Annotated in this window: 18 protein-coding genes; 8 read left to right on the forward strand and 10 right to left on the reverse strand. The window is 34.4% G+C overall.

Going from position 1 to position 14,920, the window contains the following annotated elements:
* The first annotated feature begins 198 nt into the window (after nt 1-198).
* From yihA to J7604_RS03200, 3 genes are all read left to right on the forward strand, one after another.
* The gene (gene yihA / locus J7604_RS03190) at nt 199-810 is read left to right on the forward strand and encodes a ribosome biogenesis GTP-binding protein YihA/YsxC (RefSeq protein WP_293890930.1); all 612 of its coding nucleotides are present in this window, start codon (nt 199-201) and stop codon (nt 808-810) included.
* Between the two features lie 65 nt (nt 811-875).
* On the forward strand, nt 876-1,229 hold the full coding sequence (locus J7604_RS03195) for an energy transducer TonB (protein WP_293890933.1): 354 nt from the start codon (nt 876-878) through the stop codon (nt 1,227-1,229).
* 24 nt (nt 1,230-1,253) lie between these two features.
* Nucleotides 1,254-1,814: a DUF5606 domain-containing protein gene (locus J7604_RS03200; protein ID WP_293890936.1), complete on the forward strand. Its 561-nt coding sequence runs from the start codon at nt 1,254-1,256 to the stop codon at nt 1,812-1,814.
* Nucleotides 1,815-1,933: 119 nt separating this feature from the next.
* Here J7604_RS03200 and J7604_RS03205 read toward each other — a convergent pair whose 3' ends face one another.
* Nucleotides 1,934-2,536: a porin family protein gene (locus tag J7604_RS03205; protein ID WP_293890939.1), complete on the reverse strand. Its 603-nt coding sequence runs from the start codon at nt 2,534-2,536 to the stop codon at nt 1,934-1,936.
* Nucleotides 2,537-2,616: 80 nt separating this feature from the next.
* On the opposite strand from J7604_RS03205, the gene J7604_RS03210 reads away from it, so the two are divergent.
* On the forward strand, nt 2,617-2,955 hold the full coding sequence (locus tag J7604_RS03210) for a hypothetical protein (RefSeq protein ID WP_293890942.1): 339 nt from the start codon (nt 2,617-2,619) through the stop codon (nt 2,953-2,955).
* On the opposite strand, the gene J7604_RS03215 is transcribed toward J7604_RS03210, so the two are convergent.
* Complete coding sequence (locus tag J7604_RS03215; RefSeq protein WP_293890945.1) at nt 2,923-3,765, reverse strand: fructosamine kinase family protein; 843 nt, start codon at nt 3,763-3,765, stop codon at nt 2,923-2,925. The two genes, J7604_RS03210 and J7604_RS03215, sit on opposite strands and share 33 nt — an antisense overlap.
* Nucleotides 3,766-3,772: 7 nt before the next feature.
* Nucleotides 3,773-4,249, reverse strand: coding sequence for a low molecular weight protein-tyrosine-phosphatase (locus J7604_RS03220; protein WP_293890948.1), 477 nt, complete (start codon nt 4,247-4,249; stop codon nt 3,773-3,775).
* Nucleotides 4,250-4,905: 656 nt separating this feature from the next.
* Here J7604_RS03220 and J7604_RS03225 point away from each other — a divergent pair.
* Both J7604_RS03225 and J7604_RS03230 read left to right on the forward strand, forming a co-directional pair.
* Nucleotides 4,906-5,349 carry a Fur family transcriptional regulator gene (locus tag J7604_RS03225; RefSeq protein WP_293890951.1) on the forward strand — a complete coding sequence of 148 codons (444 nt, stop codon included), beginning with the start codon at nt 4,906-4,908 and terminating at the stop codon, nt 5,347-5,349.
* A gap of 27 nt (nt 5,350-5,376) precedes the next feature.
* Nucleotides 5,377-6,006, forward strand: a complete 630-nt coding sequence (locus tag J7604_RS03230; protein ID WP_293890954.1) for a peroxiredoxin — start codon at nt 5,377-5,379, stop codon at nt 6,004-6,006.
* A gap of 131 nt (nt 6,007-6,137) precedes the next feature.
* On the opposite strand, the gene J7604_RS03235 is transcribed toward J7604_RS03230, so the two are convergent.
* The gene (locus J7604_RS03235) at nt 6,138-7,436 is read right to left on the reverse strand and encodes an MFS transporter (RefSeq protein ID WP_293890957.1); all 1,299 of its coding nucleotides are present in this window, start codon (nt 7,434-7,436) and stop codon (nt 6,138-6,140) included.
* 109 nt (nt 7,437-7,545) lie between these two features.
* Between J7604_RS03235 and J7604_RS03240 the strand changes: the two genes are divergently transcribed.
* Nucleotides 7,546-8,790: a glycosyltransferase N-terminal domain-containing protein gene (locus tag J7604_RS03240; RefSeq protein ID WP_293890960.1), complete on the forward strand. Its 1,245-nt coding sequence runs from the start codon at nt 7,546-7,548 to the stop codon at nt 8,788-8,790.
* 64 nt (nt 8,791-8,854) lie between these two features.
* On the forward strand, nt 8,855-9,763 hold the full coding sequence (gene rsgA / locus J7604_RS03245) for a ribosome small subunit-dependent GTPase A (protein ID WP_293890963.1): 909 nt from the start codon (nt 8,855-8,857) through the stop codon (nt 9,761-9,763).
* Between the two features lie 37 nt (nt 9,764-9,800).
* On the opposite strand, the gene J7604_RS03250 is transcribed toward rsgA, so the two are convergent.
* The 6 genes from J7604_RS03250 to J7604_RS03275 are packed head-to-tail and all read right to left on the reverse strand — an operon-like array spanning nt 9,801 to nt 14,897.
* Nucleotides 9,801-10,922: a hypothetical protein gene (locus J7604_RS03250; RefSeq protein WP_293890966.1), complete on the reverse strand. Its 1,122-nt coding sequence runs from the start codon at nt 10,920-10,922 to the stop codon at nt 9,801-9,803.
* Nucleotides 10,891-11,325, reverse strand: coding sequence for a hypothetical protein (locus J7604_RS03255; RefSeq protein WP_293890969.1), 435 nt, complete (start codon nt 11,323-11,325; stop codon nt 10,891-10,893). The genes J7604_RS03250 and J7604_RS03255 overlap by 32 nt, the downstream gene beginning before the upstream one ends.
* Nucleotides 11,326-11,335: 10 nt before the next feature.
* Nucleotides 11,336-12,271: a glycosyltransferase gene (locus tag J7604_RS03260; protein ID WP_293890972.1), complete on the reverse strand. Its 936-nt coding sequence runs from the start codon at nt 12,269-12,271 to the stop codon at nt 11,336-11,338.
* Nucleotides 12,268-13,512, reverse strand: coding sequence for a hypothetical protein (locus J7604_RS03265; RefSeq protein WP_293890975.1), 1,245 nt, complete (start codon nt 13,510-13,512; stop codon nt 12,268-12,270). Before J7604_RS03265 ends, J7604_RS03260 begins: the two co-directional genes overlap by 4 nt.
* Before the next feature lie 55 nt (nt 13,513-13,567).
* Nucleotides 13,568-14,506 (reverse strand): GNAT family N-acetyltransferase, encoded by a 939-nt coding sequence (locus tag J7604_RS03270; RefSeq protein ID WP_293890978.1) that lies wholly within the window; start codon nt 14,504-14,506, stop codon nt 13,568-13,570.
* Nucleotides 14,484-14,897 (reverse strand): FdtA/QdtA family cupin domain-containing protein, encoded by a 414-nt coding sequence (locus tag J7604_RS03275; RefSeq protein WP_293890981.1) that lies wholly within the window; start codon nt 14,895-14,897, stop codon nt 14,484-14,486. The genes J7604_RS03270 and J7604_RS03275 overlap by 23 nt, the downstream gene beginning before the upstream one ends.
* Nucleotides 14,898-14,920 lie beyond the last annotated feature (23 nt).

Consider the following 14,920-nt stretch of genomic DNA (forward strand, 5'->3'; position numbering starts at 1 on the left):
TAAAATATTTTTTTCAATCAAGAAATATTTTGAGAAATTATTCCAATCCAATCAATACGGTCTAGATTGAAATTGGTTTTGATATATCCTAGAGAGTAATTCTTAAAATACGCTATGATATATTAAGTCATTTCTCTTAATTTTGCCATTCTTATAGAAATTCCAACAGGCGAAATTCCGCATTGAAAGGTTATAGTTATGATAATAAAAAAGGCTGATTTTGTCCAAAGTAAAACCAATTACAAAGATTGTCCCGAGCCAGATAAGTGTGAATTTGCATTTATCGGCAGGTCAAATGTTGGTAAATCTTCTCTGATAAATATGCTTACCGGACAAAAAGGATTGGCCAAAACCAGTGCAAAACCCGGTAAGACACAGTTGATCAACCATTTTATTATCAATGAAAAATGGTATCTGGTCGACTTACCAGGCTATGGATGGGCCAAGGTAAGCAAGGAATCTAAAGCTAAGTGGGAAAAAATGGTTAAAGATTACCTTACTTTAAGGGAAAATTTATTTTGTGTATTTGTACTGATTGATAACCGTTTAGAACCACAAGCTATTGATATAGAATTTATTAATTGGCTTGGAGAAAAAGGAATACCTTTTTCATTGATATTTACGAAATACGATAAACTATCAAAAACGCAGGCAAATAATAACTTAGTGAAATTTGAGAATGAGATGTCAAAGACTTGGCAAGAACTCCCGCCGATTTTCGTTACTTCATCCGAAACAGGCTTTGGCAAAGAAGAGGTGCTCAATTATCTGGATAGCCTGGTAAAAAATTTCGAAGAACAGAAAAATTAAAATTTGGTTAGTAAATAATTCAAAGTATTTTTGCAAATGCTTTTAATATAATTTCGAGTAAAAATATGAAAAAACTAATTTTATCATCCCTTCTTTTCCTAGGAATAAACTTTGTGATTTTTGCTCAAAGTGGAAAAGTTATACCAGCAGCAGAATTTTATCCAGGCGGACAAGATTCTATGTATGCCTTCATTGAGAAACATAAGGTATACCCTATTCTGGCAAAGAAAAACAGAATTTCGGGAGAATGTATTATCAATTTCATCCTTAATGAAGACGGAACTATTTATAGTCCTACGATAGTAAAAAATATCGGAGGAGGTTGTGGTCAGGAAGCATTAAGGGTAGCCAAATTATTGAAATTCAAAGCTCCAGGATATAAAATTCAAACTAGTATTCCTATATATTTCAAACTATAGATTTTTAACCTTATTTAATTTAAAATGGATTTAAAAGATATTGCAGCAGTTTCAGGAAAAAGTGGTCTTTACAAAGTTTTAAAACCTACGAGGAATGGTGTAATCCTGGAAAGTATTGATGAGCAAAAAACTAAATTCATTGCCAATGCTAACACCAGAGTTTCTCTTTTAAAAGAAATTTCAATTTATACAGACGGCAAAGAAGCTTCTCTTCCTTTAGAGGACGTATTTTCGAGAATTTTTGAAAAATACGGAAAAACTATCGATGTTTCTGGGAAATCTACTCCTGTAGAATTGCAAAAATTTGTAGAGTCAGTTGTTCCTGATTACGACAAAGAAAAAGTATACCAATCAGATATGAAGAAATTAGTTGTATGGTACACAACTATTTCAACTTATTTCCCTGAAAGATTTACTGCAGCATCTTCATCCGAGACTGCTTCTGCAGAAACTTCAGAAACAAATGAAGAGGCAGAACCACTAAAAGCAGCCAAGCCAAAAGCTAAAGCAGCTAAAGAAAAAGTAGCCGACAAAGAAGAAAAAGAAGCTAAACCAAAAGCCAAGGCAGCAGCTAAAAAATCATAAATAAAAAAAACCGGAATCACTTCCGGTTTTTTTATGTAATTTTTTAAAAAATAACCCTTAATTTTCTTGGAATCCGTCGAAATCCCTGACTACACTTGGATTACTTTTTTACTTTGAGCTTACTCTACTTTATTCAATGTTAGCCTTAATGATAAAGACAAAGTACTTGTATAAAATTTGCGGCTATACGAAGAGTTTTCTTTTGAATTGATAGGCATAACAGATCTTGAGTAGCGTAAATTCAAATCCAGTCCACGTACAATCCTAAATTCTAAACCGCCTAGGAAACATAGATTGACTTTATCAAAATCCTTAGTATTATCATCATATCCAGTACCCAAATCCATTTTGGACTTTAATAAAAAATTGGGGGAAACTCCAGCATCTATTCCAAACCTTTTTACAATTCTAAAATGAAATACTACAGGAGTTTCTATGTAATTTAATCTCCACCTGAAATACGCAGGGTTATTTTCACTGTTCTTCGCGCCTTTCTGAGAATAGAAGACCTCTGGTTGAAGAAATACTTTTTTAGATAAAGGAAATGTTGCTGCAGCTCCTAGTATCAGTCCAGGTTTATCAAAACCAGAATAATCATCACCATCCACCTGACCAGCATTGATGCCTCCGATAAGTTTGCCACTGATTGACTGAGCAGAAGTTTTATAACTTAAAAAGAATAAGGCAGTTAAAGCCCAAAAAGAAATAATTGCTTTTTTCATAATACAATGTGGGGATAAATATTCAAAAGTAATTACTTATTTGCAAGCAGATTTGGTCCTTATACCATTCCTTATATATAATGCCAGCCAACAAAGAAGAAATTGAACACCTTGCAGGAATTAGTCTGAGACAGGAGTTTGGTCTTTCAACTCCAAATGATTTAAATAGCTCAGTAGATGACCTTATATCCGCTCTAGGCAGAGCTATTGCACAACTTTTGCAAAGCCAGCCAGAGAAGCTGTTTCAGATCCTTTACAGACTTGATGTAAATGAAAATATTGTGAAAACTGCATTTAAAGAAAAAGCCGGAGAAGAGCTCTGTTTAACTCTTGCTCAAAAAATGGTGGAAAGGCAGATTCAAAGAATTCAGATCAGACAAAAGTACTCAGGCAAATCTTCTGAGGATAGTCATCACTGAATTGGAATAACCACCGCCAAATAAATTTGCATGAACCAGCAATGGATAGAGATTATAAAGATCTTTCCTTTTATCAAAATATTTCTCCAGAGGAAAGGTATCTTGGTAAGACTCATAAAATGAGGAATCAAAGCCACCAAACAAAGTCGTAAAAGCAATTTCAATTTCCCTGTTTCCATAATATACTGCAGGATCTACAAGTACAGGTTCCCCTGAGAATCCTGCCATTACATTGCCACTCCAGAGATCTCCGTGCAGTAATGATGGTTTTTCATGAACTAAAAGGTCTTTGATTTTCTTAGAAAGTTGTTCAATCAGCTCTATTCCTCTTCTTTCAAGTCTTCCAACTTCTAGTGCACGATGAGCTAGTGGTAAAAGCCTTCTTTCCACAAAAAATTCAGGCCAATTGCTGAACCAGCCATTGAGCTGTTCAAGACTACCTATATAGTTGTTATTATCTAATCCGAATGAAGAGGCAGTAACTTTATGTATCTCAGCAAGGCGATGCCCCAAACTACTCCAATATTCTTTACATTCTCTTCCCCTTTCAATAAACTCCAGTATCAATAGATTCTTTCCTATGAAAATTACTTCAGGAGTCCTGATCTTGTTTGTCTTTGATAATAAACTCAAGCCTTCCGCTTCCTTTTCAAAAAAATCCTCTGGTATACTTTTGTTAATCTTTACAAAATATGTCTTATTGGAAGTTGTTACTTTATAAGTATTGTTAATACTTCCACCACCGACAGGTATAATTGCATATATTTCTTCCTTAATACCTTCTTTTATAAGATTAACAAAATCGTCCATTCCACTTTTAGATTTTTTGCTCTTCTGAAATATAATTGTAAAAATTATTGCAACATCTCCAGAGGATCTCATAAACATCATGAAATCCAGACATGCCACCATAATACGGATCAGGAACATCCATAGTACTTTTATCCGAATCAAATGCTCTCATCATAAAGACCTTATCTTGTCTGGATTTATCCTTGGTAAGGTTTCTGATATTGTTGTAATTAGAAGTATCCATTGCAAGGATATAATCAAAGTCATCAAAATCTTTAACTGTAATTTGTCTTGCACAATGATCCAATATAATTCCTCGTTCTTGAGCTATTGCCCGCATTCGCTCATCCGGCAGAGCACCAATATGATAGGCAGAGGTCCCTGCAGAATCACAATAAAACTTATTTGCTACAGCCTTATTTTCAATCACTTTCTTAAAAACACCTTCTGCCATTGGGGAACGACAAATATTTCCCAAACAGACAAATAAAATTTTCTTCATTATCAGCAAATTATAAATATGGTCAAATAAATAATAACACTATTTATCGAATAAATTGAAATTTATTAATAATTTTAGACACTTTTCACTAAATTTAGTATGAGAAAATTAATAAAAACTCTTTTTTAAGTTACCTTTTATTAATTTCAGGTATTAAAATTAAAATTCTGTAGGCCTAATATAGAGGTTATGTCAAATTTGAGATTTCTGTTAAAAATATTTTGTCTCTTTGTGCTTCTGGGTATTTCTATTCTTCACAAAAAAATGGACACCTCACAATTAGCAGATAAAAAAGTTGAAATGGAAAAGTTAGCCATGACTCAACACTTACTTAAAAAAGTAAAATTTTAACATTCATTTAAAATATTTAAAGAATTTTCAAAAAACCTCTCTCGCAGAGGTTTTTTTATGAATCTTTTTTTAAAGCAATTGGTTACATTTTGTAACGTTTCTGTATTAATATTCAGAATACACTAAATAATTTTATTCATAACCTGTTTAATTTCTTCTAGGAAAAGCCCTTTCACCAGGGCTTTTTTTAGTTTTATCCCCTTCCTGTTTATCTACCATTTGATTTTTCTTTTAATCCGTCTATTTTTGTCTTTCTAAAAATTCTTAAATAGGAATTATTCCTATTTAAAATACATAGAGGGAACATGGAAAAAAGTTTTTCTGAAATAAAAGAATTACTAATAAGGAAAGGATTAAAAGCCACACATCAAAGAATTGTGATTTATCATCTGCTATTTAATTCTTTTGAGCATCCTACAGCAGAACTTCTTTTTGATAAACTAAAAATCAATAATCCCAGCATATCTTTAGGCACAGTATACAAGACACTTGATACATTTGTACAAACGGGACTTGCGGAGAAAGTCCTTTCCGAAACTGGCAGTGACAGGTATGATGCTAATCTAAGTTCACATCATCATATTTATTATACTGATACGAAAGAAATAGTTGACTTTTACGATTCAGAGTTGCAGGATCTGATTATTGCTTTTTTAAACAAAAAAAGCATCCCGAATTTAAAAATTAAGGATTTTAAGATCCAGATTCATGGAGAAAAAATCGACATGGTAGAAAATCAAATTAACTAATATTAACCTAAAACTTTAGAAATAATCATGGCATTAGTAGGAAGAAAAGCTCCTTTATTCAATGCTCCGGCGGTAATTAACGGAGAAGAAATTGTTGAAAGTTTCAGCCTTCAACAGTATTTGGGAAAAAGAGATGTAATCTTTTTCTTTTATCCAAAAGACTTCACATTTGTATGCCCTACTGAAATCCTTGCTTTTCAGGAAAAACTGGCAGAATTTGAAAAAAGAAATGTGGCTGTTGTAGGATGTTCTACAGATACTGAAAACTCTCACCTGGCTTGGCTTACAACTCCTAAGGCTCAAGGTGGTATTCAAGGTGTAACTTATCCGATCGTTGCAGACGTTGCAAAGACAATTTCATTAAACTATGGTGTACTTGCTGGTGAATATGAATATAACGAAGAAGGAATGATGGAATTCAAAGGTATTCCAATTGCTTACAGAGCAACTTTCCTTATTGACAAAAACGGTATAGTAAGACACGAACTAGTAAACGATCTTCCACTTGGTAGAAACATAGATGAGGCAATCAGAATCGTTGATGCTCTTCGTCATAACGAAAAATACGGTGAGGTTTGTCCTGCAAACTGGGAAGAAGGTAAAGATGCAATGAAAGCATCAAGAGAAGGTGTTGCTGATTATTTGGCGAAACATTAATTTAAGCTGAAAGCTGAAAGCCAAAAGCTTAAAGTAAAAAGCCCTGCAAATCCGTATTTGCAGGGCTTTTCGATAAAAACAAATGCTTCTCATTGCTTCATGGTATTCTCAACTTTAACACTTTTTCAGCTTTACGCTTTTAGCTTTATGCCTTCCGCTTTAAGCTTTCCGCTTTCTTCATCTTCAAGATAATCAAGATCTTTTCCGAAAGTTTCATCAAGGTTATATAAAGCTATTAAGGATATCACTATTATTATTCCAGTTACTATATAGCTAGTATTAATCAATCCAAATTCCTTTTCTAATAGATAGTCAAACAAAATGGAAATAGGCACCAGGGAACCTCTGACAAAATTTGGTACTGTAGTAGTAACAGTAGCACGAATATTTGTACCAAACTGTTCTGAAGCCACAGTTACAAAGATTGCCCAGAAACCTACTGAAAATCCTAAGCTGAAGATAAACATATAAAATGTTGCTACAGATGCATTATATTGTCTTAGATAAAAGACGATAATCACTGTTGATAGCAAGTAAAAAAAGTAAAACACTTTTTTTCTGCTTTTCAAAGCCTGACTCATCATCCCACTACACAGATCTCCGAAAACTAACCCCCCATAACAAAGCATTACTGCATAGCCCTGCTCTATCTTTCCTTGCACTCCTAGTTCTTTTGCAATCAATCCCGCACGTCCAATTAGAATTCCTATGATAAACCATACTGGCAGTCCGATTAAAATGCAGTTTAAATATTTAATTGCTCTTTCTTTATTTTGAAAAAGCATCATAAACTCTCCTTGCTTCACTTTCTTTTCTGTCAGGCCCTGAAACATTCCCGATTCAAAAACCCCAATTCGAAGCAAGAGAAGAGAGATACCTAATCCTCCACCGATAAAATATGACAACTCCCATCCTATTTTGCCTACCAGTGCAGCTACTACCGCTCCTGTAACACCCACGGAGGCAATTATCATTGTACCATACCCCCTGGTTTCTTTAGGCATTGTTTCTGAAACAAGCGTGATCCCCGCGCCCAACTCTCCTGCCAGTCCTAGGCCGGCTAAAAATCGCAGCACCGCATAAGTCTCCATTGGAGAGAAACCTGTGAATTCACTGATCTGGGCCACCATTCCGTTGGCAAGATTTGCAAGAGAGTAAAGCAATATAGATCCGAAAAGTACAGAAAGACGTCCTTTTTTATCTCCAAGAACTCCCCAGAATATTCCCCCTATCAGCATACCGATCATCTGAACATTCAGTAAAAACTGGAAATTTTTCACCGGCTCCCCAGGAATTTTCAAGTCTTCCAAGCTTTTTAGTCCTACTATAAGGAATAAAACAAGGTCATAAACATCTACAAAATAGCCTAAAGCGGCAACAATGACAGCAAGATTGAGGGCATCTTTATAGCTGACTTTTTCTTTATTCATAATAAACCTTTATGGTAATTAGATTCGTCTTTTTTCGTTAATTTTAACCTCCTAAAATAAATAAAAAATTTCACTTAGAAGATGACTTTTAGTCATTTTAGTATCCTCAATGATTATATTCTATAACGCCGGAATTTATCTCTACTATCTGCTCATTTTCATTATTTCACCATTTAATTCCAAAGCTAAATTATGGCTTAGAGGAAGGAAAAAGTGGAAAGAAAAACTTGCAGTTAAATTTGACAATAATAAAGCTCCGGTAGCCTGGTTTCATTGTGCTTCATTAGGTGAATTTGAGCAGGCCAGACCTGTACTTGAAAATTTCAGGGAAAAATTTCCCGAATACAAGATTCTCCTGACCTTCTTTTCTCCAAGTGGTTATGAAATCAGGAAAAATTATCCCAAAGCTGATTTTATTGAATACCTGCCTCTCGATACTCATGCAAACGCAAAGCTTTTTGTTGAAATTACGAGACCTAAAATTGCTTTTTTTGTTAAATATGAGTTCTGGCATCATTACATCCAATACCTGAGTGAGTCTGGAATCCCTGTGATCTCATTTTCTACAATTTTCAGAAAGGACCAGCTTTTCTTTAAACCTTATGGGAAGTTCTATCTGGCAATCCTTAATAGGCTTTCTAAAATTTTTGTCCAGAATAAAGAATCTTTGGATCTGCTTACAGAACATCAAATTAATAACGGTGAAATCGCCGGCGATACTCGTTTTGACAGAGTTCTGGAGATTAGAAAATCAATCAAGCCTCTCCCGATTGTTGAATCATTTAAGGATAATTCAAAAGTTTTTATTGCTGGAAGTACATGGCCAAAAGATCTGGAAATCTTATTGCCATTAATCAACAAAGGTCTTAAAGACTTAAAATTTATAATAGCACCACATGAAATTCATGAGCATGAAATTAATAATTTTATGCAAAGCTGTAAACTTAAAAGTATAAGATATACTAAGGCTGAAGAGGAACACGTAAGTGATTTTCAAGTGCTGATAATAGATTGTATAGGTATCTTGTCTGGTGTTTATGCCTATGGTGATTTTGGATATATTGGTGGTGCATTCGGAAAAGGATTGCATAATACGCTTGAAGCAGCAACCTTTGGATTACCATTATTCTTTGGTCCTAACTATAGAAAGTTTCAGGAAGCAAAGGACCTGATAAGCATTGGAGGAGCTTTTTCAATAACATCTGCTACAGAATTTGAAAATGCTTTTCTAAAAGTTATGAATAGCCAAAACATTCATCAGGAAATCATCAATAAAAATAAAAACTATATAGAAGCCAATAAAGGCGCTACTGATAAAATAATTGGTTATTCAGGTTTATTACTGAACAAATAAAAGAGACTTACAAGATTCTCTTATTTAAAGATAAAATCCAGGGCTGAATATGCAAGGAATGATAATGAGATCCACAGGATCATGGTATGAAATAATAACGGATCAAAAAGAGATCTTTAAGGGCAGGCTTCCCGGCAAATTCAAACTGAAAAACTTCAAAGTAACCAATCCCATTGCTGTGGGGGATTATGTTGATTTTACCATTGAGAATACTGCTGAACGCACTGTTCTCATTGAAAAAATTCATCCAAGAGAAAATTACATGATCAGAAAGTCTGTCCATAAGACAGGCCATGGTCACATGATTGCAGCAAATATAGACCAGAGTATTCTGGTTGTTACACTTGTACTTCCAAGAACATCACTGGGATTCATTGACAGATTTCTTGTCTCCTGTGAAGCTTTCAGAATACCGGCCGTTTTGGTCTTCAATAAAATAGACTTATACGATGAAGCCCTTTATGCTTATCAACAGGATCTTATAAACATATATGAAGGCCTGGGATACAAGTGCATATTGACTTCTGTACAAACAGGCCAAGGTATTGAAGAATTCAAAAATATTCTGAAAAATAAAAAAAGTCTTATAAGCGGCCACTCAGGAGTTGGTAAATCTTCCCTTGTCAATTTAATTGCTCCAGACCTCGAACTTAAAACCGGGGACATATCAGATTTCAGCCTAAAAGGCAAACACACTACTACCTTTGCCGAAATGTTTGAACTGGAACCTGGCACCTACATTATTGATACTCCAGGAATTAAAGAACTTGGGATCTTTGATATGGAGGAAGAAGAAATCAGCCATTATTTCCCTGAAATGAGAGAACTTCTGGGGCATTGCAGATTTCATAACTGCAAGCACTTCAACGAGCCAGGATGCACCATTATTCAACAGGTAGAAAAAGGTGAAATTGCTTTATCCAGGTATGAAAGCTATCTAAGCATGCTTATTAATGAAGATACCAGAAGATAATCAATATTATGAATATGACTTTTTGTTAAAAAGTAAATTACTTTTTAACAAAAAAATAGAGGTTAGCAAATAGAGAAATACCGGGGAAAAACAAAAAGCCATAATACCACTTTCTGCTATCCCTGCATTGTTCACGGAATGCATGGAAGCCAGTAAACTCATCAGATATTCCGTTCTCGTAAATCCTTTTGTATTTAAAATCCTTCCCTTCTCCATTTTTTTGAATTTCAAAATTCAAATGTTCTATAGTTGCTGATTTCTTTTTTAATATCAGATGATATGGGAAAAAAAGTATTGCGATGATCGTTGGAGTTACATAGAATTCCGTTCTCATAAACACTATGTTGTGAATATGAAAGATGATAGTCGCCAAGCCAATCCAATAAAATAAAGGCAAACGGACTGTAGCAGTAAAACTAATGAGCTGCAGATACAATGTAACCAAAAAAAGTATCTGCCAAATAATAGGATAATCATAAGCCTGGAGCAAAAAACCTAATTGGTTATCCCAGAATCTATATCCTGAAACTGCATTAACTAATGCGGCCTGAGGATGCAACCAGTGAATTACTTGTGAATGAAAAACAAGCTTTTGAATTAATCCACCTAACTTCCAAATTCCAGATATGGTATATGTGACCATTAATCCAAAAAAGAAAAACCTGATAGCACTTATTTGAAAACCTAGGTTTGAGGAATCTGTACTTTTAGCTGGAATAAATAAACAAAAGAGATTAGTAAGTATAAAAAAATGTCCTACGTGTGATGCAAAGCCGTAGCTCCATTTCAGACAAGTGAACCACATTATACAAAATAGCAATATTGCTTTATTCAATATAGAGCTTGAATTTTTAATAGAAAAACCATTAGAAATTAAAGCAACGATAATAATACTAAAGAAATAAGCCGAGGATGGAAATTCAGGTATGAATAATTTGGAGAAATAATTCATTCGTATGAATAATTCCTTGGGTCTATCCTGAAGCTGAAAATAAATATAGACCTGGTAGAATAACCAGAAAAATGTAAAAATCCTCAGACATCTATCGGCATAATAGAAATTGAAGGCAAGTTCTTTTTCTTCCTTGTCACCATAGTGGTGCGAATGTCTCTCTATTCGAAAAAAATCAATAAATCTCGACAACAGGTTTTCTTTCATAATTTTCAAAGTCATTCATTATTACAAGAGGATTGTAAATCTCCTCCACCACTCTGTAACTTTTAAACTCCGGAGCAATGTACCTGCATAGTATCCTCAGCTTTTCATTCCTTGTTTTCACATCTGAAAGCTGCATAAGATAACTTACCAGATAATTGATATCGTCACTTGAAAAAGTTTTCCTCTGTTCGTTTTTTATTCTGATATATTCGCCTGTATTAGTTTTTCCGTAAAGTCGGTACTCATGGACTTGTAAATCCCATCCTGTCGGCTGACTGAATAATTTCCAGTGAAAAAAAGGATATGGTTCTCCCCAGTCCATCCTCACTGTAAACAGGGTGCCTACAGAAGCAAATAAACTCAAGGTCATTAATACTTTTGTAGCCAATAGTCTTTTCTTCATCTCTATAGATTTACGATAACTTTTTATAAAGTTTGTAAAATAAAAAAGTCGGGGCTTTTATTTCTGCTAATTTACTTATGAAAAAAGCCCTTAAACCAACTTCCTCCATTTCTTTTAAAATCTTATAATAAACCTTTACAGCATCATAAGCCTGCACCAATAAAGCATGCCGCATTTCAAGTAATATCCTTTTTTTAAGTGCTTTTTTTTCTGCGTCATTTTTTATCAGCCAATTTGCCTTTTCACAAACCCTTGCCGTAGATGCCTGAATCTTGTTATTTCCTTTTTGGTCTCCTTTTGTTGACAACGATTTTTTTACCACACGTTTCACAGTTAGATTATCTGGAGAATAAAAATATTTGAATTTTAAAGATGATCTAACCCAAAAATCAAAATCTTCATAAGCAAGAGATTCATCATAGCCTCCAAGATACTCCAGCACGTCTCTCCTGATCATCATGGTCGGAGGACAAATAAAGCTTTTTTTCAATATTGATTCAAATACCAATCCATTATCGATCTTTACATGTTTGTCGCTCCACTTGCATAGAAAACTCCCCTCTTCATCAATAATTGTTGCATCAGAATGAACTACGCCAAAGCTTTCTCCAAGGTGTTCAAATAAATTTACCTGATTTTGAATCCTACCCGGACTCAACACATCATCCAGAGCGAAATCTATAATATAACATCCTTTACTTTGAGCAAAAGCCTTGTTAAATGATCGACAGTTTCCAAGATTTATTTCATTTCTGATATACTTCACTTCCCTTCCGGAAATCATTCTCTCTATTTCTTCAGATGATTTATCTTCACTCGCATCATCTACAATGATCACTTCAATATTTTCATAAGTCTGGCGAAATAAAGATTCTAGCGCCTCTTTAATATATCTTTCATGATTATATGAAAGACAGATGACCGAAACCAATGGCAAGTTACTCATGAGAAAAGAAGCTTCCTTTGTATATAAACTAGAACGAGCAAATAGATCAAAAAGCGTACAGCATGTGCCATTGAAAACCCTTCCAGCCCGAATACCGGTATCAGCAAATAGATCGAAACCAGATAAACCGCTGCAGATAACGCTTGAATACAAATAAACATCCAGGTTCTAGCTTGAGCAGAAAGCAAAAATGCCAATACAAAAGAATATACTTTAAACAGATCACCGACAACCTGGAAATCAAATAAATAAGCCCCTGCAACAAAACTTTCATCAAAGAAAAAATACAGGATTTCTGATTTAAAAAAATAAATGAATGCTAAAGTGATGACTGCAAAAGGAGTTACAACTATCAATACGTGCCAGACAAACTTTTTCAGAGCTAGTTGTCTATGCATTAATTCCGAAGCTTTAGGATAAAAAGCAACTGACAAGATGCTAGTACATGCAATGGCATAATAATCTGAAAACTTAACAACAGCCTGCCATAGGCCGGTATCATATACACTGAATTCATTAAAAGCAATGATCCTCACCACAAACTCTACAACCCTTGCAAATAATACCATACTGGCTGCCATAAGTATAAAACCACTCAGGTCTTTTATAGCTCCCAGACTAAAATGAAATCTGAATTTGTAGGTTAGATCTTTTAAAGCAATGTATATGCTGAGAAAGAATAATAGTGCTGGACCTGCTCCTAAGAGCAATAATACAGCACTAAAGTTCTTGAAGAGGGAAATAACATAAAGCAAACCTACAAGCAGCAAAGTTGACAGAGTCGTCAATAATACATAGGTTTTTATTTTCTGGGCAGATAACAATATAGAAAATGAGAAATAGCTGACTAGGTTGATTACTATAACTCCGAGAAATAAAACCATCCACAGACGAGGACTAATATTCCCAGTAATAAAGAGGCTTTCCAGATAATCATATTTAATAACCAAGCCGATGGCTGCTATTATAAATACAATTAAATTAAGTAAGATAGCTGTACCAAGATACTTTGTATACTCATTTTCTGTCAGGCCTTTATCTGATAAATACTTTACCAACCCCTTATTGATCCCATCCGAGGGAATCATAAGAATGATATTCATCAGGTTCTGGAAATGAGATATAAGTGCAAAATCTGATGGCAAAAAAAAGCGAGCAATGATTTTATTAACGATTACACTTCCAATCGTTTTCGCCCCCACGGAAATACCGGTCCACAAAGATGACTTAATAAATTTCATTCCTGGATTTGAAATTACATCTTTTTATAGAAACCGTCCCTCTGCGTTCTCAAAATTAACACAAAAGATTTTTTTCAAAGGAAAGTTTTAATGAAACCTTCCCTCCCATATTTTGCTTAAATTTTATAAGGCCAAAGTTTGGAACGCTCTTACTTGTTGCTATCCCTAAATCAAATAGAGTGATACCAGATTCTCTGCAGTAATTATAAATATGGCCAATCATACTAATTGAAGGACTGTATCTCTTATACCCATATGAATCTGCAGGCAGATAGTAATATAATATTTGACCAGAAATCTTTACGCCAAATGCCGATCCTATGACCTTTTCTCCATCTTTCAGCAAAAAGGTCTTAAAGCTCTTCTCAAATGTCTGATAGAGATTTTTCAATCCCTCAGGAGTAATAGTTACAGGATGCCCTTTAATTTCCCGGTTTTGTTTCACCAGGCTATAGATAGAATCTATATCAGGATTATCTTCGATACAAAACTGAAATGAATCTCTGTATTTCCTATATCTCCTCCTTGCTGAAGGATTTAAGCCAGACTCAAAATCCCCCTGTGAAGAAATCTCAAGATGGAAATTCATATCGTGTTCAGAAATAACAAACCCTTTTTTCAAAAGACAATGTGTTACCAGTTCACTGTGTCTCCTATTATAACAATAGGGATACGATACAATATGAATTTTTTGTATACTTCTTTTGAGAAGCCAGAATTCAAGTTCAAATAAAAAATGAAAAATATCTTCTGTGCCAATAGTATTATCAAATTCAAAACCACCGAAAGGAGCCTTCAAGGGGCTTGTGGCGTCTGAATCACTAATAAACAGAGTTATACGTAATCTCGCAACAGACTTTTCTTTATCAAACAGAATTAAAGAACAGAATGGATAACCTGAAGATTGAAAATGAATTTGTTCAATAGAGTTAAAAAGAAATCCCTCAAAGGAATTTTGGACAGAAAAAGTACTATCGTCTCTGAACTGCAACAAAGGACTTAAACAATTTATAATCTCTTAGATAATCTGATTCATCAAATTCTGAAGATGCAAGACTTAAAATAATTGCTTTTTCTGAAAGTCTTATCTGTTTCCAGTGAAGAGGCGGCACATACAATCCGGTATTGGGATCATTCAGTTTAAAAGTGGTAATTTTCCCCTCAGGATTTTCCAGAATCACTTCGGCTTCACCGTTTACAATCACCAATACCTGCTTTCCCGTTTTGGAAGCATGGTTTCCCCTTTCAGAATTTTCAGGTGTTCCATAAACCCAATATACCCTTTTTACTGGAAATGGTAACTCTCCTTTAGGTTCTGCTACAGAGATATATCCAATTTCCGGATTGCCTATCTTTTGAAAATCTATAATTCTGGGAATATCCATTAAATCCACTTATCCAACTAATT

The sequence above is a fragment of the Sporocytophaga sp. genome (assembly GCF_017745095.1).
Classification (GTDB): Bacteria; Bacteroidota; Bacteroidia; order Cytophagales; family Cytophagaceae; genus Sporocytophaga.

Excerpts from the sequence above, each read along its gene's own strand:
- J7604_RS03235 (WP_293890957.1), bottom strand. The coding sequence starts at position 7,436 with ATGAATAAAGAAAAAGTCAGCTATAAAGATGCCCTCAATCTTGCTGTC.
- J7604_RS03230 (WP_293890954.1), top strand. The coding sequence starts at position 5,377 with ATGGCATTAGTAGGAAGAAAAGCTCCTTTATTCAATGCTCCGGCGGTA.
- J7604_RS03215 (WP_293890945.1), bottom strand. The coding sequence starts at position 3,765 with ATGGACGATTTTGTTAATCTTATAAAAGAAGGTATTAAGGAAGAAATA.
- J7604_RS03260 (WP_293890972.1), bottom strand. The coding sequence starts at position 12,271 with ATGAGTAACTTGCCATTGGTTTCGGTCATCTGTCTTTCATATAATCAT.
- J7604_RS03265 (WP_293890975.1), bottom strand. The coding sequence starts at position 13,512 with ATGAAATTTATTAAGTCATCTTTGTGGACCGGTATTTCCGTGGGGGCG.
- J7604_RS03225 (WP_293890951.1), top strand. The coding sequence starts at position 4,906 with ATGGAAAAAAGTTTTTCTGAAATAAAAGAATTACTAATAAGGAAAGGA.
- J7604_RS03205 (WP_293890939.1), bottom strand. The coding sequence starts at position 2,536 with ATGAAAAAAGCAATTATTTCTTTTTGGGCTTTAACTGCCTTATTCTTT.
- J7604_RS03195 (WP_293890933.1), top strand. The coding sequence starts at position 876 with ATGAAAAAACTAATTTTATCATCCCTTCTTTTCCTAGGAATAAACTTT.
- yihA (WP_293890930.1), top strand. The coding sequence starts at position 199 with ATGATAATAAAAAAGGCTGATTTTGTCCAAAGTAAAACCAATTACAAA.
- J7604_RS03250 (WP_293890966.1), bottom strand. The coding sequence starts at position 10,922 with ATGAAAGAAAACCTGTTGTCGAGATTTATTGATTTTTTTCGAATAGAG.
- J7604_RS03255 (WP_293890969.1), bottom strand. The coding sequence starts at position 11,325 with ATGAAGAAAAGACTATTGGCTACAAAAGTATTAATGACCTTGAGTTTA.
- J7604_RS03220 (WP_293890948.1), bottom strand. The coding sequence starts at position 4,249 with ATGAAGAAAATTTTATTTGTCTGTTTGGGAAATATTTGTCGTTCCCCA.
- J7604_RS03210 (WP_293890942.1), top strand. The coding sequence starts at position 2,617 with ATGCCAGCCAACAAAGAAGAAATTGAACACCTTGCAGGAATTAGTCTG.
- rsgA (WP_293890963.1), top strand. The coding sequence starts at position 8,855 with ATGAGATCCACAGGATCATGGTATGAAATAATAACGGATCAAAAAGAG.
- J7604_RS03275 (WP_293890981.1), bottom strand. The coding sequence starts at position 14,897 with ATGGATATTCCCAGAATTATAGATTTTCAAAAGATAGGCAATCCGGAA.
- J7604_RS03200 (WP_293890936.1), top strand. The coding sequence starts at position 1,254 with ATGGATTTAAAAGATATTGCAGCAGTTTCAGGAAAAAGTGGTCTTTAC.
- J7604_RS03240 (WP_293890960.1), top strand. The coding sequence starts at position 7,546 with ATGATTATATTCTATAACGCCGGAATTTATCTCTACTATCTGCTCATT.